Raw genomic sequence first — 19,383 nt, 5'->3', positions numbered from 1 at the left:
CTCCTCGTTCGCGCCGTCCGGGACGGTCAGCCCTGGACGCGATGCACGATCTCACGCGCCAGGTGGGCGAAGTCGTCCACCACCAGGGTCGGCGGGTAGTGCTCGTTGCCGAACGGGCGCTTGCGGCGGTCGACGAACGCTGTGTGCATCCCGGCGGCCTTCGCGCCGACGCAGTCGAAGGCGTGGTTGGCCACGAACAGCACCTCGGCCGGGGCCAGGCCGACGGCCTTCGCGCCGGTCGCGTATGTGGTGAAGTGCGGCTTGAACGCACCTGCCTCCTCCACCGAGACCACCCGGGTCCACAGGTGCTCGGTACCGGAGAACGCCACCCCCGCCTCGAGCATGTCGGGGTCGCCGTTGGAGAGGATGACGAGCGCGAACCCGGCGTCCTTCAGCGTGGTCAGGGCCTCGATCACGTCCGGGAACGGCTCGAGGCGCTCGATCGCCGCAACGAGGTCGCGGACCTCGTCCATCGTGTGCGGGATGCCCGCGCGGGTGAGGGTGTGGTCGACGGCCTGGCGCCCGATCTCGCGGTACGGGATGTGCTCGCGCCCGAGCAGGGCGTCGATCATCGAGTTCTCGAAGTGCGTGCGGCGCCACCACGTGACGACGCGGGTGGCCGGCTGGGCGGTGTAGTTCTTCGACTCCAGGTAGGGCGTGATCGCCTTGACCAGGCTCCCCTGCATGTCGACCACGGTGCCGTAGAAGTCGAACATGAGGGCCTTCACACCCGACAGATCGGTCTGCTCCGTCATTCCTCGCCTCATCGTCGCTGGTTGCTGGGCTGTGCGAGACGCTATTCAGAACCGGACCGGCGCCGCTTCGGACGAAACCCCCACGTCTGCGGGGCGAGGTTGGTGGGATGCACGTCGTCCGCCGTACCGGGGTCCGGCAACGTGGCACGCGTGAACGACCACGACGAGCTGGACTGGGGACTGCGCGCCGTCGCCCTCGCGCGCCGCACGGGTGCTCCCTTGCTGGCCTGCACAGCCGGCATCCGGACGACGCCGGGCGGTGCCACCGGGGCGGACCTCGGCTTCTCCCCCGCTCCGGCACCGCAACGGATCGGTGATCTCGAGGCCGCCATGCTGGCCGACTTCGTGCTCGGCGGGGCTCTGCGCGCCCGCACGTCCCGCGAGAAGCCGATGCCGACCCTGACCCTCAGCCTGGAACTGGTGCGCCCGGCGCGCTCGGCCGCCCGGTTCACCGCACACGCGACCGAGACGGCCGTCGACGGCGGCCTGGGTACCGCGGCCGCGGTGCTCCGCGACGAGGGCGCCGCCATCGGCCACGCCTCCGCCACTTTCGCGGTGCCCTCGCGGGGCCGCCAGCCGGTGCTGCCGTGGGACGACCCGGAGGGGATCCCAGCCGTGGAACCGCTGCCTCGGGCAGATCTCGACGAGGTCGAAGCCGGCGCCCTCGGCGCCATGCTCGGAACAGCGGCGGATGGCGGGGCCGGGTCCTCGCTGTCGTGGGGGGACCGCGTGGTCGAGGCCGCTACGACGACGGCAGCCGGCGACGGCCGGGCCACCCTGCGGTTCCGCCCAGCCGGCTCCGTCACCAACCGTGCCGGCGCCGTGCAGGGATCCGTCCTCGTCGCGCTCGCCACCCGGGCCGCACGCGCGGCGGCCGGCGGCCCGGTGGACGTGCGTTCGGTCGGTGTGCGGTTCGCCGACGCCGCCCACACCAGGACCGTTCTGCACGTCGCCGCCCGGGTCGAGCACCGCACCCGCCGCACCGTGTTCGTCGACGTGCAGGTCACCCAGGACGAGGCGGTGCGTGCCGCCGCCGGGGTGGTCTGCCGCGTCCCGGCCACCTGAGCCCGGGCGCGGGCCGGGCCCGGTCGCCGCAGGTCAGAAGGAGGACGGCAGGACCAGCGCCGCCCAGGTGACGACCGGCGCGATGACGACCAGCGACATGCCCCAGACCATCAGACCGCGGAACACGCGGTCGGCCTGCTCCTTCGGGGAGTTCGCGACGGCCAGCGCGCCCATGGTCGACAGGGGGCTGCAGTCCACGACCGAGCTCGCGATGCACAGGGCGACGATCACCCCGATCACCGAGATGTTGCCGGTGAGCAGGAACGGCGTCGCCAGCGGGATCACCGCACCCAGCAGGGCCGTGGTCGAGGCGAACGCCGAGACGACCGCACCGATCAGCAGGAGCACGAACGCGGCCAGCAGCGGCGTGCTGATCCCCGCGATGCCGTGTCCCAGCCACTCGACCGTGCCCTGGTCCTCCAGCATCGCGATGTAGGTCATGATCCCGCCGATCAGCAGGACGGTGGGCCAGGCGATCCGGTCGACCGCCCCCTTCGCGTTCTGCGGGAATGCGATGGTCAGCAGCACCGCGATCGCCAGCGCGACCAGACCCACGTGCAGGTCGAACACCAGCGTCGCGATCACCAGGCCGACCAGGCCGCCGAGCGTCAGCAGCCGCTGGGTGTCCAGTTCCGGCACCCCGTCGGTCTCGACGTCGTCCGGGGCCGTACGGGGGCGGGTCACCGTTCCCGTCGAGCCGTCGGCGGAAGCACCTCCGGTCGGGGCCGGCGCGGCGACCATGGCAGCGGGGGTGTCGTCGGCCCGGGCGGCCTCGGAGACGACCGCACGGCGGCGGCCGATCAGCTGCCGGCCGCCGAGGGCGAAGTAGGCGACGGCGCCCAGCGCCGCGGTGGTGCAGAAGGTGCCCAGGAACAGCATGCCCGGAGCGGTCGGCAGGCCCGCGTCGCCGGTGACCCCGTTGACGATGACCCCGTAGATGCCGATCGGGGAGAAGCCGCCCGCCGTCGTCCCCTGGATCACCATCATGCTCATCAGCAGCGGGTTGATGGCGTAGCGGCGGGCGAAGCGCAGGGCGATCGGAATGATGATCGCGCACGCTGCCGGGGCCGCGGCCCCGATCGCGGTGATCGCCGCAGGCACCAGGAACATCACCACCGGCACGGCGGCGATCCGTCCGCCCGCCACCCGCACGGAGGCGTGCACCAGCCAGTCGACCGTGCCGTTGTTCTTGGCGAGCGCGAAGAGGTAGGTGACCCCGACCAGGATCACGAACATGCTGCCCGGGAAACCGGCGAGCACCTCGTCGGCGTCGATGCCGTAGACGAGCCCGCCGACCAGGAACGCGGCGACCAGCGCCAGCGCACCCATGTGCGCCGACGTGACGGTGGCGACCAGGAACACCACCGCCAGTGCCAGCAGCGCGATGACTTCGGGGGACATGGGACCTCGATTCGTCGTTGAAGCGGGGCGGAGCGGCCCGGGGGGATCCGGTGCTCAGTCCGCGGCGGGGATGGTCTGGCCCAGCTCGGCCAGCACCGTGTCGGTGTGCTCACCCAGCCCCGGCACCGCGACGGGGCGCTCGACGAGCCCGTCGATGTTGAACGGCGACCGGAGAACCCGGACGGGGCCGCCCGGAGATCCGGCCTCCGCCCACCGGGCACGGGCCTCGTGTTGCGGGTGGTGCACCAGACCGTCGAGATCGTTCACGGCTGCGGTAGGGATGCCCGCGGCGAGCAGCAGTTCCGTCGCCCGCGCGGCGCCGAGCGCAGCCAGCCTCTCCTCGATCAGCGGTTCCAGCTCGGCGCGGTTGCGGACCCGCAGTTCGTTGGTGGCGAACCGGGCGTCCCCGACGAGGTCGGGGCGATCGAGGACGTGCCCGCACAGCCGCGCCCACTGCGCGGCTGTCTGCACCGCGAAGACGACGTGCTGCCCTTCGCCCGCGCGGTACACCCCGTACGGCACCATCATGTTGTGCCGCGCGCCGGCCCGTGGGAGCTGCGTCCCGGCGTAGAGTTGGTGGTATGCGGGCGCCATCATCCACTCGCTGAGGCACTCCAGCATCGAGATGTCGATGAAGGCGCCCGCACCGGATCGCTCGCGGCGCAGGACCGCGGCGAGGATCGCCGACATCGCGTAGACCCCCGCGCACATGTCGGCGACCGAGATCCCCACCTTCGCCGGGTGTTCCGGCTCACCCGTGACCGAGAGCAGACCGGCCTCGCTCTGGATCAGCAGGTCGAACGCCTTGCGGTTCCGGTAGGGCCCGTTCGCGCCGTATCCGGAGATGGCGCAGTTGATCAGCCGGGGGAACCGCTCCCGCAGCGTGTCGGGTCCGAACCCGAGACGGTCCACCGCGCCGGGGCCGAGGTTGTGCACGAACACGTCGGCCTCCTGGAGCAGACCGCCGAAGGCGGCGCGCCCCTCGTCCGACTTGAGGTCGAGGACGACGCTGCGCTTGCCACGGTTGGCCCAGACGAAGTAGGCGGACTGCCCCTCCACCACCGAGTCGTAGTGCCGAGCGAGGTCCCCACCGTCCGGGCTCTCCACCTTGACGACGTCGGCGCCCAGATCCGCGAGGTGGCGCGAACAGAGCGGGGCCGCCACCGCATGCTCCAGCGCGATCACCCGGATCCCGGTGAGCGGGAGCCCGGCGGCTCGGTGCGCGGTCATCTGACACCCCTCCACATCGCGGTTCCGGCGCCGGACCAGCGGCCGCTCGTCGAGCAGCACCGGCGCGTTCACGCTATGGAGGCAGAGCTCTCACGTCCTCGAACGAAGCCACGATCTGACGGGACGCTCGTTGGTGCTTCGCACAACGCCGTGTTGCCGGAGACCGGCCCCGGTGGAGCGGATTCGCGCCGGGCCCGGAGCGTGCCGGAGTGCGGGCGGGCTCGAGTTCAGGAAAGCCACATTCAGGGCCGCTCCGGCCTTGAATGTGGCTTTCCTGAACCTCGGGAAGCCCGCCCTGGTACGGACCGGGGTCACCGATCCTGATCGAGCCCGCCGTGGGCCTCCGCGGACAGGTCCTGCCAGTCGGCCCAGGTCTTGAGCCGGTCGGCGTAGACCTGCTGGAGCATCGGGTAGAAGCCTCGGCCGAAATCGTGCGCTCCTACGAGCCCGGCATGTTCGCCGCGCTGCTCCAGGACTGATCGGGGGTCGTCGCCCCCGGGTCGTAGGGTTCGCTCGACGTTCCCGACCTGGAGTGGTGGCGTGATCAACTCGTCGGCACGGCTCCTGCGGCTGGTCGCGCTGCTGGCAACCCGGCCCTCGTGGACCAACAGCGAGCTGGCCGCCCGGCTGGAGGTCACCGAACGCACCGTCCGCCGGGATGTGGCGAAGCTGCGCGACCTGGGTTACGGCGTCGAGTCCGACCCCGGGCCCTGGGGCGGCTACCGGCTGGGTGGCGGCGACCGGGTGCCGCCGTTGAGCCTGGACGACGAGGAAGCCCTCGCCGTCGCCGTCGCGCTGCGGGAGGCGGCGCTGAGCGGGGTGCTCGGCGGCGACCAGGCCGCGCTGTCCGCGCTGCTGAAGCTCCAACGGCTGCTCCCGGCCCGCGTCTCGGCCCGACTCGGTGAACTGGACGCGACGATCGAGCACACGCCGCGAGCCGACCAACGGCACGTCACCACCAACGTGCTGTCGGAGCTGGCGAGCGCGTGCCGCCGGGGCGAACGCCTCCGGATGACCTATCGCGACCGCGCGGGCCGGGAATCGACCCGGGACGTCGCCCCCCACCGGCTCGTCCGCACGAGCCACCGGTGGTACGTCGTGGCGCTCGACCTCACGCGCGGGGAGTGGCGGACCTTCCGCGCAGATCGGGTCGTGTCCGCCCGGCCGACCGGCGAGCCGGTGGAGCTGGCGGACCCGCCGGACGCCGCACAACTCGTCGCCCGGATGCTGACCAGCGACTACCCGCTCTACGTCACGATCAGGCTGCCGATCCCGACGGCCGAGGCGCAGCGGCTCGTTCCACCGGGCCGCGGCATCCACGAACCCGCAGGCGCCCACGCCACGGACGTCACGATCGGCGGCACCGACGTGGCCGGGCTCGTGCGGTTCCTGATCGGACTCGCCACCCCCCTGGAGGTGCTCTCGCCTCCCGAGGTCCGCACCGCGTACCAGCAGCACCTGCGCACGCTGCTGGAGGCGGCGGACGCGGCCGCTCGTCCCGGGAACCGGCCATGATCGGCAGTTTGCTCACACCGTCCGGAGGCTCCCGCCGTCGATGACGTACTCGGCGCCGGTGATCCCCGATGCGCGGTCGGAGCTGAGGAAGGCGATCAGCTCGGCCACCTCCTCCGGACGGCTGGGCCGCCCGAGGGGGATCCCACCGATCGAATCCATGATCTGCTGACGTGCGGTGGCCTCGTCGACCCCGTGGGCGCGGGCGAGCGCCCTGACCATCTCCTGGGCGGCGGTGGTCTCGACGTAGCCGGGGGCGACCGAGTTGACGCGCACGCCCCGGGCGGCGACCTGGTTCGACAGGTTCTTGCTGTAGTTCGTGAGCGCGGCCTTGGCCGCCGCGTACGGGACGGTGGAGGGCAGCGGGTTGCGCCGCTGGATCGAGGTCACGTGCGTGACCGCGCCACCGCCGTGCTCGATCATGAGCGGCAGGATCGCCCGGTCCAGGCGCACCGCGGCGAGGAGGTTGGTGCGCAGGGCGAGGTCCCAGTCCTCGTCGCCGACGGCGAGCGCGCCACCGGGCTCCTGACCGGACCCGCCGACGACGTGCACCAGGATGTCCACGCCGCCGAGCAGGTCGAGGGCGGCCGTCGCGACCGTCCGCACGCCTGCTGCGGTGCTGATGTCCGCTTCCACGAAGAACTTGGGCTCGTCGAGGCGTTCCGGCGTGGATCGGGCGGTGGTCACCACTCTGATGCCATCCGCCCTGAGCCGTGCGGTGACGGCAGCCCCGATTCCCTTGGTGCCGCCGGTGACGAGGGCGCGCCGGTCTGCGAATTCGGGAGCCATGATTTCGTCGTTCCTGTCGTCCGTTGTCATCACGGGCAGATGGTGAGTGCCGTGATCAGGTCGTCGGTGAGCGTGAAGTGGTGGTGCAGGACCACCGGGCTGCCCGGGAAGTTGCCGGCCACCTCGACCTCTACGAGTGTGGCGTTGCCGATCGTGCGGACGGTGCGGGTCGTGCGGGTCAGGTCGTAGGCGGCCACCACGCCCTCCACCCAGTCCCGGATCGCCGCGACGCCGATGTGATCCTTGCCCTCGTCGTGGACGACGGCGTCGGGGGCGAAGCAGCCCGCGGCCGTGTGGGCGTCGGCCTTGGCCTGCAGGTACGTCGCGACGACCGGCGGGAGGTCGGCGCCGCCCGCGACCGCGCCGGGCCCGCCGAGCGCACTGAGGACCGCGAGGGGGTCCAGGTAGTCGCGCCACCAGACGACCTGCCGGTTCTCGATCCCGATCACCGAGATGTAGCGGTTCTCGTACGTGGCCCCGGTGGCCACCGCCACCCCGTGGGCGCCGTACTCCAGCACGGCGACCGACCTGTCCCGGTCGTAGTGCGAATCCAGAAGGGTTGCACCGTGCAGGTACAACCTCTCGCGATAGGTGCGATAGAGCTCGGCGAGCGCCGCCCGCCCCTCGATCCGGCGAGGGTAGTCGGGGGTCACGACCACGTACTCGATGACGGCGTCCTCGGCGAAGAAGTCGAAGAAGTGGTCGCCGTCCACGAGCCCGTCGAGCCCCGCGGAAATCACGTCGAAGAACGGGTTCAGCGCCTCGAATTCGTGCAGGTTCGCCACCGTCATGATTCACCTCCGTGGGTTGGGGAGGCTCAACGTAGGTGGCGACCAGGACACCTACTGTCCTGGTCACACCTCCGGTTCGGTGTGATGAGCAGCACGGCAGCGACGTTCGACCTCACCGGCAGCGTTGTGGTCAGTCATCGTGCGACCTCCCCCTCGTCGGCACCGAGGACCCGCAGGATGTCGACCAGCGTCGACATCTGCTGAGAGGTGAGCGGCCGGAACAGCTCCTCCGCCGCGAGCTCGTACCCGGTCGTCCAGTCCTGAGCCAGCGCAGCCCCCTGCTCCGTCACCCGCAGGAGCACGGAGCGGCGGTCGTCCGCGCTGGCCTGGCGTTCGAGCAGCCCGTCCCGGACGAGGGCGTCGACCAGGGTGGAGGCGGTCCCCTGTGAGATGCCGACGGCGCGGGCGAGCTCGGTGATCCGGACGGGCTGGGAGCGCGCCACCTCGGCCACGAGGCGGGACCTCGGTGTCGACACCCCGTGCTCGCCCAGCCGCTCGTCGAAGCGCCGCACGAGGACCTTCGCCGTACGACTGAACTCGTCCGCGACCTGCGCTGCGGTCATGCTCTGCCCGGCACGCGGCACCGCCCACCTCCTGCTTGACGCACCCATCCTACGGGAGGTTACATTGACGCCAATGCATCTACATCAAACTAATCGACGTCAATGCGTCCAGGAGGACGGCCCGCATGAAGATCTTCGTCACCGGCGGCAGCGGTTTCGTCGGCAATGCCCTGGTCCACCGCCTCGTGGCCGACGGGCACGAGGTCCGGTCGCTCGCCCGCTCGGACTCGAGCAGCCGGCGCGTCCGGGCCGCCGGCGCCGACCCGGTTCCCGGCGATCTGACCGACCTCGGCCGGGCAGGCTCGCCGGCACCGGCGTGGCTCTCCGTACTACGTGAGGTCGACGCGGTCGTGCACGTCGCGGCTCACATGGAGTTCTGGGGGCCCGGCTCGCTCTTCGAACGGGTCAACCACGTGCCGACCGTCGCCCTGCACGCCGCGAGCGTCGCCGCGGAGGTGCGGCGCTTCGTGCTCGTCAGCGCCGCATCCGTCTCCACGGGCAGCCTGCGTCGCCCCGTGGTCGACGAGTCGACACCGGAGGGCCGGCCCAACATCGCCTACAGCCGGGTCAAGCTGGCCACCGAGAGCGCGCTCCGGAACGCCGACAGCGGGAACACCGCGCTGGTGGTGCTCCGCCCGCCGTTCATCTGGGGTCGCGGGATGACGACGATCGACGCCTTCGTCGAGGCCGCCGAGTCCGGCCGGTTCTCCTGGATCGACCACGGCCGCCACATCGTCGACTTCGTGCACGTCGAGAACCTGGTCGGCGCGATGATCCTCGCGCTCACGCGCGGCCGCCACGGCGGGATCTACTACGTCACGGACGGCACGCCCATGCCCATCCGGGACTTCCTCACGCCCCTGCTGGCGACCCGCGGCGTGGACCTGTCCACGAGCCGCAGCGTTCCGCTCGCCGTGGCAGCGCCCCTCGCGGCGGTGACGGACGCCGCGGCGCGCCTGCTCCGGCGGAAGTCGGCGCCGCCGCTGACCAACTGGCTCGTGAGCTTCGCCGGCCGGGACCGGTCCTACGACATCACCGCCGCGAGGACGGACCTGGGCTACTCGCCCGACGTGACGCCGGAGAAGGGCCTGGCGCAGATGTGCTCGCCGTGATCCCGGGATCGCGGCGGTGGTCGCCTTCCTCGGCCGCGTCGAGCACGTTGTCGAGCCCGCGGCTGAACGCCTCCCACTCGCGCCGTCGCGTCGCGAGGACCCGCATCCCGAGCGGGGTCGCGGAGTAGCGGCGAACGCGTCCGCCTCCGCCCCCCGTCACCTGCACCAGCCGGTTGGTCACGAGCCGGTGCAGCGCGCGGATGACGACGCCCAGGGGCAGCTCGAAGAGCCCGTCGCTGCGCTCGCGGACACGATCGATCATCTCGTACCCGTTCGCAGGCTCCGTCGTGGCGGCGGCGAGGAGGAGCAGGTCGACGTGCTGGCGGTCGCGGACCTTCACGACGCCGGAGCGTCGTCGTGCGGGGGCGCCGGGGAGACGCCTCGTGTGTTCAGCCACGTCGTCCTCCACGATCTCCGACTCGACCGGATCGGGCTCCCGAGGCCGCCGCCTGCGCATGCGGGGCCGCGACAGTGCGGCCGCAGCAGCGCCGAAGACGGACGACAGGTCGCCGGCAGCTCGCCGTCGCTCTCGTCCGTCGCGGGCAGCCGGGTCGCTCGAGGTCATGCCGGCGCCGCTGTGCCGTCTGCGGTTCCGGCCCGCTCCGCTTCCTCGGCCGCCTGCAACGCGGTGAGCACCTCCACGCCAAGGGCGCGGTAGTCACCCGCGACGCTCGCGGCGGTCTCGGACACCCGCGGCGTGCGGACACCCGAACGCAACGCCTCCCACCACGCCGGCTGGGCCGCGGCCTCGATCTCGAGCTCGTGGGCCAGCTTGCCGAGGCGCCGCGCATCCTGGGCGGTGCGTTCCGCGTGCCGGATGGACGTCTCGAATCGCGGCGAGTTGCCGCCGAACGCCCGGTCGATCGCCGCCCGGGCCTCGCCGTGGATCGCCCGGGAGCGCGAGCCGGTCCCGAAGAGGACCACCCCGAGCAGACCCAACCGCGGGTTGATCTCCTGCGCGAGCGCGAACCGCTCGGCGACGAGGGTCATGCCCACGAGGCCACCGACGTCCGACTTCGTCGGCATCAGCACCCACCGCGCAGCGGCCAACGCCAGGTCGGACAGGATCGTCGACTCCGGTGGGCAGTCGATGAACACGACCTCGTAGTCGGTCGCGATCGGGGCGAGAACGTCCCCGAGGACCCGGAACGCCTTACGCCCCCGGTGCTGCAGGCGCGAGACCATGACGGGGGTCAGGTCCTCGAGCCGCGCTCCCCCGCACACGACGTCCAACTTCGGGCGGACGTCCGCCACCGGGGTGAGCGGGGTGCCGGCCAGGACGCTGCCCAGCAACCCCGCACCCTGGTCGTCGGCGTCCGCGTTGCGGTAGCCGAGGTCGTCGGCCAGGTTCGCCTGGCGGTTCAGATCGATGAGCAGGCAGCGGTAGCCGGCGCCGGCGAACTGGCCCGCGAGGTTCGCGGCGATCGACGTCTTACCGACGCCACCCTTGTCGTTGACGATCGCGATGACCCGCCCCAACGCGAAATCGCGTTCCTGATCCGTCGAACGCTCGACCATCGGCACCTCCCACTGGTCGGTGAGCGGACACCGGCCCCGCATTGCAGCGCCAGGTACCCGCGGGCAGGGATCTCCATGCCTGGCCCGGACGGGCTCGGCCACTCCGCGCAAGACCCGCCTACGGTTGCGCGCCGGGACTGCGCCGAACGCCCGGGCAACCGGTCAGCGGCGCCTCCGTACCGCGCCCTCCCTGCTGGTCCGCCCGCGCGATCGGTCATCGTCGGCCGGCCGGGCCGGTTTCCCGGCCGACGGCTCGTCGGGCCTCGCCCGGCGTACCCTTCCCCTCCCCTGCCGGTCGTCGCGGTCCGACGACCCGGACCCGCGGGTACGCCTCTCCCGGCTCTCGGAGGACTGGCCGGCGTCCCGACGGCGGGGGCGACCTCCGCCTTCCCGGTTCCCGCTCTCCTCGCGGCGGGCCTCCGGCCGTCGCCGGGGCCGAGGGCGCAGCAGGTCGCGAAGATCGGCCTGCGCGGGGTCCTGGTCGTCGGCGTCGTCGGCGCCGTCGTCGTCGGCGGCGGCGTCGTCGTCGTCGGCGGCGTCGTCGAGCTCGTCGTCGCCTTCGTCGAGCTCATCGTCTTCCTCGACGTCGCCCTCGTCGTCCTGCTCGACGTCGCCTTCGTCGAGCTCGTCCTCGTCGTCCTCGTCCTCGTCGAACTCCGCGTCCTCGTCGTCGAACTCCGCGTCCTCGTCGTCGAACTCCGCGTCCTCGTCGTCGGGTTCGCCGTCCTCCGCGTCGGCTTCGTCGTCGAACTCGTCATCCGCGTCGTCCGCGGTCTCGACGTCGCTGTCGGTGTCGGCGTCGGTGGTGTCGTCGAGGGTGATGCGGATGTTCAGCCGCTTCCCGCCGAGGACGATGTAACCGCTGATGTCGACCGCGTCGATCGGTGATTGATGGCTCACGGTGGGGTCGCTCCTTCGCGGCGGTGGAAATGCACTGCGATCGCATCGGGCTGCCGGTCCTGCGTGACTACCCGACCCGCGAACGCTGAACCCGCAGGTGAGGCGGTCGTTGCCGACAGCGGCCCCGAGAAGGCTCGCGGTACTCCGAACGCCGGAGCGGCAGTAGGACTTCTGCGCACCGCGAGTTCTCCGCCACGTGCCGCACGGGCACGACCGACCCCACGGGCCCTACTTCACGATGCCGACGGTCCCCCGGTTCAGCGTGAGCGCGACCGCAGACACGATCACCGCGCCGTACACGATCTGCTCGTAGCTCGGGTCCACGCCCATCACCGACATGCCGACGCGCAGGACCGCGATCAGCAGCGCGCCCACGAGCGTGCGCAGCGGGCCACCGACACCGCCGGTGATCGCGGTGCCTCCGACGACGACCGCGGCGATCGCGGGGAGCAGCAACGAGTCGGCCAACGTGGGTGCTCCGCTGAACTGCGACGCGGCCAGCACGACGGCGGCGAGGCCCGCGCACAGCCCCGACACGGCGAACGCGAGCACCCGCAGCCGCGGCGTGCGCGCGCCCGACATCAGTGCCGCGCGCTCGGCCCGGCCCACGGCGTGCAGCAGGCGGCCGCCGGCCAGCGCCGCCATCAGGCCCGCCGCGACCAGCACTGCGGCGACCGCCAGCACAGCGGCGATCGGCAGTCCGGCCACGCGCAGATCACGGATCCAGAAGATCGTGTCGTAGCCCTCGGTGATGGAGATGGTCGAGGCGCCCGACACAGTGAGCGCCACACCGGACCACAGGCCCATCGCGCCGAGGGTCACCACGAACGACGGGACCTGGGCGTAGGCGCTCACCGCCCCGCTGAGCGCGCCGGCGAGGGTCGTGGCGGCGAGCGTGGCGAGCACCGCCAGCACGCCCGCCGACGGCAGCCACGACGCGAGCAGCACCGTGCCGAGCGAGGCGAGCACGGCGACCGAGAGGTCGATGCCGCCGATGAGGATCACGAACGTCTGGCCGAGGGCGAGCAGCAGGAGCGGCGCGGCCCCCTCCAGCAGGGCGCGCACGCTCGCCGCCCCCAGGAACGACGGCTCGCGGCTCGCGACCGCGAGCACGAGCGCCACGAGGACCGCGGCGGGCACGGCGGCGACGACCCGCTCGCGCACGTCGTCGCGGCGGAGGAACGACACGCTGGTCATGGGGTCACACCATCTGCTCGACGAGTTCGACCTGGGTGGGTTTCGCGCCGGGAGGCGCATCGAAGCGGGCGGTCACCCGGCCGTCGCGCATGACGACGACGCGGTGGCTGAGCGCGATGGTCTCCTCGAGGGTGTCGGCGAGCAGGACGATCGCCAGCCCGCGTTCGCAGAGCTCACGCACGAGGCGGTAGACGTCCTCCTTCGCGCCGACGTCGAGGCCGCGGGTGGGGTGGTCGAGGACGAGCACCCGCAGCCGCGGCGAGACGAGCCACTTGGCCAGGGCCACCTTCTGCTGGTTGCCGCCCGACAGCGTCGCGACGTCGGTGGCCGGGCCGGGCGTGCGGATCCGCAGCCGCTCGATCCACCGCGCCACGAGCTCGCGGCGGCGGCGGGGGTCGACGAACGGCCCGGCGGAGACCGGGGAGCGGTCGGCGAGCAGGATGTTGTCGGCCACCGACAACCCCATCGCCACGCCCTCGAAGCGGCGTTCCGCCGGGATGTAGCCGATGCCGGCCCGCACGGCGCCGGCCGGTGACCGGAAGCGCACCGGCTTGCCGGCCAGCCGCATCTCACCCGCGTCCACGGGTTCCGCGCCGAACAGGGCGCGCGCGAGGTCCTCCCGCCCGGACCCGACGACGCCTGCGACGCCGAGGACCTCGCCGCGGCGCACGGACAGCGACACGTCGGTGAAGCCGCCCGCCCGGGTGAGGCCGGTGACGCCGAGCACCTCCTCGGCGCCGTCGACGTCGCCCTGGGCGTCCTCGCGGTAGTAGCTGCCGGTGCTCTCCCGGCCCACCATCAGGCGGTACAGCTCCTGCACGTCGACGTCGGCGGGGTCGCGCTCGGCGACGCAGCGCCCGTCCTTGAGGACGTAGACGCGGTCGGAGACGCGCAGCACCTCGTCGAGCCGGTGGGAGACGATCACGACCGACGCCCGGGCGCGCAGCCGCTCGATCTGCGCGAACAGCACCTCGGTGTCGTCGTTGTCGAGCACGGAGGTCGGCTCGTCGAACACGATGACCGGCTCCGTGCCCGCAGGCCCGTCGAGGTGGTCCTCGACCGAGAGGGCCTTCGCGACCTCCACCATCTGGCGTTGCGCGAACGTCAGCGCCTCGACGCGGGCCGTCGGCGGTATGGGCGATCCGATCTTGTCCAGCTGCGCCTGCGCCCGCCGGTTCAGCTCCGGCCAGCGGTAGATCCCGCCGCGCACGGCCGGGCCCTCGAAACCGAGCACGAGGTTCTCGGCCACCGACACCGACCCGACGAGCGACTGCTCCTGGTGCACGATCCCGACGCCCGCCCGGGCCGCGTCCCGCGGCCCGGTGAACCGCCGGGCCTGCCCGCGCACGAGCAGCTCGCCCTCGTCGGGCTGGTACACCCCGGAGAGGATCTTCAGCAGCGTCGACTTCCCGGCCCCGTTCTCCCCGATCAGGCCGATGACCTCGTGCGGCCGCACGGTGAGGCTCACGTCGTCGAGGGCGACGACGCCGGGGAAGCGCTTGGTGACCCCGCGCAGCTCCAGGGCGGGCGTGCTCATTTGACCACCCGGGTGCGCCGCCGCTGGGTCCACACGGTCGCGGCGATCGCCACGACGATCACCACGCCCTGCACCGAGCGCTGGATCGCCGGGTCCACCCCGGCCAGGATCAGCCCGTTGGCGAGCACGCTGATCAGCAGGGCGCCGACGAGCGTCTGCAGCACCCCGCCGCGGCCCCCGGAGAGCAGCGTGCCGCCCACGACGACCGCGGTGATGGTGGCGAACAGCTGACCCGATCCGATCTGCACGTCGCCGACGCCGAGCCGCGTCGCGGCCAGCACGCCGGCCAGGCCCGCGGCCGAACCGGCGAGCACGAACGCCCACACCTTGTAGCGCGCGGCCGGGAGCCCGGCGAGCCGGGCGATCTGCTCGTCGCCGCCGACGAGCAGGATCGTGCGTCCCACGCGGGTGTAGTGCTGCACGAAGTAGCCGAGCAGCAGCACGGCGAGGGCGAGCAGCGCCAGGCGGGAGACGCCGAGGACGCGGTCGGTGCCCCACAGCCGCAGCCCCTCGTCGAGCATGCGGGGCGGCTGCCCGCCGAACAGGACCGTGGCGATGCCGATGCCGATCGCGCCCGTCCCGAGCGTGACCATGAACGACGGGATCCGCAGCCGGGTGTGCAGGATGCCGTTGACCAGTCCGAACAGCGCACCCACCCCCACCCCGCCGAGCACCGCGAGGTAGCCGAGGTCGTTGCCGTTGCGGTCGTTGGCCGCCAGCAGGACGGCGACCAGGGACGAGGTCGCCATCACGCCCTCGACGGACAGGTCGATGCTGCCGAGCAGGATCACGAACGTCGCGCCGACGGCGAGCACCAGCAGGATCGCCGCCTGATCGGCGATGCTGCCGGCGTTGCCCACGGTCAGGAACCGGTCACTCACCAGCGAGAACACCACGATCAGAGCCACCAGGGCGAGCACCGGCCCGGCGTCGATCACCCGGCGGGCCAGCGGGGTGGGGGCCAGGGCGGGCCGCCTCTCCGCCACCGTGGCCGTGCCCGGCCCGGCAGCGCTCATTCGAGAGCGCCCGTGTTGCGCGCGAGCGGGTCGGCGATGTCGTCGGCGAGGTCGGCCTCGGTGGGCGGGGTGGTGAAGTCGCCGACGTTGTCCTTCGTGATGACGAACTGCTCGCCGTAGAACGCGCGGTCGCCGGGGCTCGCGGCGGCGACGTCGTACTGACCGGTGGCGGCCCGGTACGCGAGCGCGAGACCCGCGGCGCCCTGCCAGTAGGCGTCCGAGGACACCGTCGCGACGTAACCGCTGTCGCCCGCCTGGATCGCCTCGAGCGCCTCGGGCACGGCGTCGTTGCCGACGATCGGCACCTGCCCGGCGAGCCCGGCCGCGCGCAGGGCCTCCAGGGCGCCGAGCGCCATGTCGTCGTTGGCGGCCCAGATGCCCTTGACCTGCCCGCCGTGCTTGGCGAGCAGCGTCTGCGTCACCTGGAACGCCTTGTTCCGGTTCCACTCCGCGGTCTGCTGGTCGAGCAGCTGCACACCCGGGTTCTCCTGCAGGGCCCGCTCCAGCCCGGCGAAGCGCTGCTTGGCCGGGACGTTGTCGAGGATGCCCTGCAGGGCGATGATGCCGCCGCCCCCACCCATGGCGGAGAACAGCGCCTTCGCGGTCTCGTAGCCGCCGACGCGCCCGTCGAAGGAGACGTGCGCGACCCACCCGTTGCCGACGTCGGCGGGCGCGAGCTCGTCGGGCTTGTTCCAGTGCGTGACGACGTGTCCGCCCGCCTCCTGCACCGCCCGGACGATCGCCTGCGTGTCGGACGAGGTGTTCGGGTCGACGTTGAGCACGACGGTGCTGCCGCCGCTGAGGACCGACTTGATCTGGTTGAGCTGCTGCTGGGAGTCGCCCTCGTTGGCGAGCGTCTGCACCGGCAGGCCGACCGACCGGGCGAACATCTCGCCGCCCTTGGCCCAGTTGGCGTGGTAGGGGTTGGACAGGCTGCGGATCGACTGCACGAGCACGACGTCCTGGGGCGCCGCAGGGGCCGTGTTGCTCGCCGCCTCCTCGCTGGCCGAGGAGCAGCCCGCCGCGAGCAGGGCGAGCAGGGCCGCACCGGCGGCGGCGACACGCGATCCGCGCAGGGCGGAGCGCTTCGGGACACTCATCTTCGAGCCTCTCGGGGTTGGCCGGCACGACGCCGGACGGGACTGCTGGGGGGCGGCGTCGTCAGGCGTGGTCGCCGACCGAGACGAGCACCTTCACCTGCTGGGGGTCCGCCGACGCCGCGAACGCTTCGGCGGCGCGGTCGAGCGGGTAGACGGCGGTGACGAGCTCGTCGGCCGCCACCACCCCGGAGGAGAGCAGCGCGATCGCCCGCTCCACGTCCTCCCGGACGTACATGAGGCTGCCGATCACCGCGATCTCCCGGTCCTGCACCAGGTGCAGCGGGATCGAGGTGGGACCGGCGGCGATGCCGACGACCATCACCGTGCCGCCCTTGTCGACGAGCTCGACGGCCTGCGCCATCGACCCCGCGGAAGCGACGCAGTCGAACACGACGTCGGCGCCCTTCAACACCGCCGCGGCCCGGTCGACGAGGTCGGGGACGTCGGCGCGGAGCGCCTCGGCGGCGCCCAGGCGCCGGGCCCGGTCCAGCTTCTCGGGCAGCACGTCGGTGACGACCACGACCTCGGCGCCCGCGGCCCGGGCCGCCACCAGCACGAGCAGCCCGATCGGGCCCGCGCCGAGCACCGCCACCCGGCTGCCGGCGCGAACACCGGCCCTGCGCACGGCGTGCACGGGCGTCGCGAGTGGCTCCACGAGCGCGGCGAGCTCGTCGGACATGCCGTCGGGGATGCGGTGCAGGCGGTCGCGGGCCACGGCGAACGCGTCGGCCATCCCGCCGGGCGTCTGGCAGCCGAAGACGGCGAGCGCGCGGCAGATGTTGTAGCGGCCGTCGCGGCACTGCGGGCACTCGCCGCACGTGAGGTTGGGTTCGAGGACGACCCGGTCGCCCGCGGCGAGGTCGGCGACACCCTCCCCCACCTGTTCCACGACGCCGACCACCTCGTGCCCCGGCCGGTAGGGCCGGTCGATGAACGGGTGGTGGCCGGCCGCGGCGTGCACGTCGGTGCCGCAGATGCCGACGAGCCGGCTCGCGACCAGCACCTGCCCCGGCGCGGGCGGCCCCGGCCGAGGCACCTCCACCACCTGGATGTCCTCGGACGAGGTCACGACCACCTGGCGCATGTTGCTCATGGCACTTCCCTCCGCGGTCAGAAGACCGAGTAGCCGCCGTCGACGACCAGCACGGAACCGGTCATGAACGACGCGGCGTCGCTGGCGAGGAACACCACGCTCGGCGAGATCTCCTCCGGCTCGGCGTAGCGCTGCTGCGGCGCGTCCTCGATCCAGTAGCGCCGCAGCTCCGGCCGGTGCACGGGCGACATCTCGGTCTTGACGTAGCCCGGGGCCACGGCGTTGACCCGGATGCCGTCCGGGGCCCATTCCGCAGCGAGTGACCGCGTCAGGTGGTGCACCGCGGCCTTCGACGCGTTGTAGGCCGGCTGCCACTGCGGCCGGTTCACGACGAACCCCGACATGGAGCCGACGTTCACGATCGACCCGCCGCCGTGGGCGCGCATGTGCCGGCCCGCCGCCCGGCTGCACTTCCACAGCGCACGCACGTTCAGGTCGAACACCGTGTCCCACTCCTCGTCGGGCACGTCCCAGGACGGGTTGTGGAAGCAGGCGCCCGCGTTGTTGACGAGGATGTCGAGACCGCCGAGGCCCGCCACCGTCTCGGCGACGGCGCGGTCGACGTCGGGCGCAACGGTGATGTCCCCGGTGATCGCGAGGACGTCGACGCCCAGGGCCGCGAGCTCCTCGACGGTGGCGGCATTGCGGTCGGCGTCCCGGGCCACGAAGGCGACCCGGGCACCTGCCTGCGCCAGCGCGAGGGTGAACGACTTGCCGAGGCCGCGGTTCCCGCCGGTGACGAGCGCGGTGCGGCCGTCGAGCCGGAACGTGTCGAGGACGCCCATCAGAAGATGCTGCTCGGGTCGTAGTACTCCGACACGTTCTCGCAGCCGATGCCCGCAGCCTCGGTCAGCGAGGTCTTCTCCACCGTCGCCGGGTCGAGCTTCCCGGTGGCCACGCCGACCGCGATGTCGAAGACCTGCTCCGCGGCCAGGCTCGGCGAGTTCAGCCCGGTGGAGACGTACTGCCCGGTGCAGCCGCCGTCGGCGATCTCGGCGAGTGCCTCCTTCTGCCCGTCGGCCGCCGCGGCCACGAGGACCGTGCTGTTGCCCTGGTTGCGCAGCACGCTCAGCGCGCCGAGGGCCATGGAGTCGTTCAGCCCGAGCACCAGGTCGGTCTCCGGGTGGGCGGCGAGCATCGACTCGGTGGCCGGGACCGCCTCCTCCTGGGTGTAGGTGGCCGTCGCGGAGGCGACGACCTCCGGGGTCGCCCCACCCTCGGTGAGCCCGGCGAGGAAGCCCTCCTGACGGGCCGGGCCGACGATCTCGTCGTTCGGGCCGCCGTCGAGGATCGCCACCTGGATCGTGGTGCCCGAGCCGAAGCGCTGCGCCGTGAGCAGGCCCGACAGGCGCCCGATCTCCTTGTTGTTCGACTGCACCGCGGTGAGACCGACGTCCGGGATCGAGGTGTCGACGAACAGCACGGGCACCTCACCCGCGGCCTGCTCCAGCTGGACGCGCTGGGTCTCGGGGCTGATCGCGTTGACGACCAGCGCGTCGACGCCCTGGGCGAGCATCGCCTGAACCTGGTTGAGCTGGGTGACGGGGTCGCCGCCCGCGTTCTGGAACAGCAGGGTGAAGCCCTCGGCTCGGGCGCGCTCCTGCGCCATCGCCTCCATGGCCGCGTAGTACGGCGCGTCCATCTGGCGCTGGGCGAAGCCGATCGTCACCTCGGTGATCGGCTTCGGCTCCTGGGCCTGGTCGGGTGCGGAGTTCGAACCGACGGTGCCGCAGGCGGACAGCAGCGCGAGCGACGCGGCCGCCGCGACGGCGAGGAGGCGGGGTGTGCGCATGGGTTCTCCGGG

19 protein-coding genes are annotated in these 19,383 nt (G+C 72.5%); 3 read left to right on the top strand and 16 right to left on the bottom strand.

The annotated features are described in order from the left end of the window. Positions 1 to 26: 26 nt before the first annotated feature. A complete protein-coding gene (locus tag ACFPL3_RS15090) occupies positions 27 to 755 on the bottom strand; it encodes a haloacid dehalogenase type II (RefSeq protein WP_343941727.1) in 729 nt (242 codons plus the stop codon). 150 nt (positions 756 to 905) lie between these two features. Here ACFPL3_RS15090 and ACFPL3_RS15085 point away from each other — a divergent pair, with 150 nt between their 5' ends. Further along, positions 906 to 1,820: a PaaI family thioesterase gene (locus ACFPL3_RS15085; protein WP_343941728.1), complete on the top strand. Its 915-nt coding sequence runs from the start codon at positions 906 to 908 to the stop codon at positions 1,818 to 1,820. A gap of 33 nt (positions 1,821 to 1,853) precedes the next feature. Here ACFPL3_RS15085 and ACFPL3_RS15080 read toward each other — a convergent pair whose 3' ends face one another. Next, positions 1,854 to 3,221 carry an SLC13 family permease gene (locus ACFPL3_RS15080; RefSeq protein ID WP_343941729.1) on the bottom strand — a complete coding sequence of 456 codons (1,368 nt, stop codon included), beginning with the start codon at positions 3,219 to 3,221 and terminating at the stop codon, positions 1,854 to 1,856. A 54-nt stretch (positions 3,222 to 3,275) separates the two neighbouring features. After that, complete coding sequence (locus ACFPL3_RS15075; RefSeq protein WP_343941730.1) at positions 3,276 to 4,451, bottom strand: CaiB/BaiF CoA transferase family protein; 1,176 nt, start codon at positions 4,449 to 4,451, stop codon at positions 3,276 to 3,278. Positions 4,452 to 4,991: 540 nt separating this feature from the next. On the opposite strand from ACFPL3_RS15075, the gene ACFPL3_RS15070 reads away from it, so the two are divergent. Continuing rightward, positions 4,992 to 5,966 (top strand): helix-turn-helix transcriptional regulator, encoded by a 975-nt coding sequence (locus ACFPL3_RS15070; RefSeq protein WP_343941731.1) that lies wholly within the window; start codon positions 4,992 to 4,994, stop codon positions 5,964 to 5,966. A 12-nt stretch (positions 5,967 to 5,978) separates the two neighbouring features. Here ACFPL3_RS15070 and ACFPL3_RS15065 read toward each other — a convergent pair whose 3' ends face one another. The 3 genes from ACFPL3_RS15065 to ACFPL3_RS15055 form a co-directional block, all read right to left on the bottom strand. Then, positions 5,979 to 6,752, bottom strand: a complete 774-nt coding sequence (locus tag ACFPL3_RS15065) for an SDR family oxidoreductase (protein WP_379589142.1) — start codon at positions 6,750 to 6,752, stop codon at positions 5,979 to 5,981. 29 nt (positions 6,753 to 6,781) lie between these two features. Next, a complete protein-coding gene (locus ACFPL3_RS15060; RefSeq protein WP_343941732.1) occupies positions 6,782 to 7,543 on the bottom strand; it encodes a nuclear transport factor 2 family protein in 762 nt (253 codons plus the stop codon). 134 nt (positions 7,544 to 7,677) lie between these two features. Further along, complete coding sequence (locus ACFPL3_RS15055) at positions 7,678 to 8,106, bottom strand: MarR family winged helix-turn-helix transcriptional regulator (protein ID WP_343941733.1); 429 nt, start codon at positions 8,104 to 8,106, stop codon at positions 7,678 to 7,680. A 125-nt stretch (positions 8,107 to 8,231) separates the two neighbouring features. Here ACFPL3_RS15055 and ACFPL3_RS15050 point away from each other — a divergent pair, with 125 nt between their 5' ends. Continuing rightward, positions 8,232 to 9,218 carry an NAD-dependent epimerase/dehydratase family protein gene (locus ACFPL3_RS15050; protein ID WP_343941734.1) on the top strand — a complete coding sequence of 329 codons (987 nt, stop codon included), beginning with the start codon at positions 8,232 to 8,234 and terminating at the stop codon, positions 9,216 to 9,218. Here the strand turns inward: ACFPL3_RS15050 and ACFPL3_RS15045 are convergent. From ACFPL3_RS15045 to ACFPL3_RS15000, 10 genes are all read right to left on the bottom strand, one after another. Beyond that, positions 9,139 to 9,675: a PadR family transcriptional regulator gene (locus ACFPL3_RS15045; RefSeq protein WP_379589205.1), complete on the bottom strand. Its 537-nt coding sequence runs from the start codon at positions 9,673 to 9,675 to the stop codon at positions 9,139 to 9,141. The two genes, ACFPL3_RS15050 and ACFPL3_RS15045, sit on opposite strands and share 80 nt — an antisense overlap. A gap of 104 nt (positions 9,676 to 9,779) precedes the next feature. Beyond that, a complete protein-coding gene (locus ACFPL3_RS15040; protein WP_343941735.1) occupies positions 9,780 to 10,736 on the bottom strand; it encodes a ParA family protein in 957 nt (318 codons plus the stop codon). 162 nt (positions 10,737 to 10,898) lie between these two features. After that, a complete protein-coding gene (locus tag ACFPL3_RS15035) occupies positions 10,899 to 11,636 on the bottom strand; it encodes a hypothetical protein (protein ID WP_343941736.1) in 738 nt (245 codons plus the stop codon). A 228-nt stretch (positions 11,637 to 11,864) separates the two neighbouring features. After that, entirely contained in the window at positions 11,865 to 12,833 is a 969-nt protein-coding gene (locus tag ACFPL3_RS15030; RefSeq protein ID WP_343941737.1) for an ABC transporter permease, read from the bottom strand. A gap of 4 nt (positions 12,834 to 12,837) precedes the next feature. Continuing rightward, complete coding sequence (locus tag ACFPL3_RS15025; RefSeq protein ID WP_343941738.1) at positions 12,838 to 14,370, bottom strand: sugar ABC transporter ATP-binding protein; 1,533 nt, start codon at positions 14,368 to 14,370, stop codon at positions 12,838 to 12,840. Next, complete coding sequence (locus ACFPL3_RS15020) at positions 14,367 to 15,386, bottom strand: ABC transporter permease (RefSeq protein WP_343941739.1); 1,020 nt, start codon at positions 15,384 to 15,386, stop codon at positions 14,367 to 14,369. Before ACFPL3_RS15020 ends, ACFPL3_RS15025 begins: the two co-directional genes overlap by 4 nt. Next, positions 15,383 to 16,486, bottom strand: a complete 1,104-nt coding sequence (locus ACFPL3_RS15015; RefSeq protein WP_343941740.1) for a sugar ABC transporter substrate-binding protein — start codon at positions 16,484 to 16,486, stop codon at positions 15,383 to 15,385. Before ACFPL3_RS15015 ends, ACFPL3_RS15020 begins: the two co-directional genes overlap by 4 nt. A 61-nt stretch (positions 16,487 to 16,547) precedes the next feature. Then, positions 16,548 to 17,579, bottom strand: a complete 1,032-nt coding sequence (locus ACFPL3_RS15010; protein WP_343941741.1) for a zinc-dependent alcohol dehydrogenase — start codon at positions 17,577 to 17,579, stop codon at positions 16,548 to 16,550. 17 nt (positions 17,580 to 17,596) lie between these two features. Beyond that, positions 17,597 to 18,364 (bottom strand): SDR family NAD(P)-dependent oxidoreductase, encoded by a 768-nt coding sequence (locus tag ACFPL3_RS15005; protein ID WP_343941742.1) that lies wholly within the window; start codon positions 18,362 to 18,364, stop codon positions 17,597 to 17,599. Next, positions 18,364 to 19,371, bottom strand: coding sequence for a substrate-binding domain-containing protein (locus ACFPL3_RS15000; protein ID WP_343941743.1), 1,008 nt, complete (start codon positions 19,369 to 19,371; stop codon positions 18,364 to 18,366). The genes ACFPL3_RS15005 and ACFPL3_RS15000 overlap by 1 nt, the downstream gene beginning before the upstream one ends. Positions 19,372 to 19,383 lie beyond the last annotated feature (12 nt).

This window comes from Pseudonocardia zijingensis, from assembly GCF_042657305.1.
Taxonomy (GTDB): Bacteria; Actinomycetota; Actinomycetes; order Mycobacteriales; family Pseudonocardiaceae; genus Pseudonocardia; species Pseudonocardia zijingensis.
This window is presented reverse-complemented; position numbering and strand designations above follow the sequence as displayed.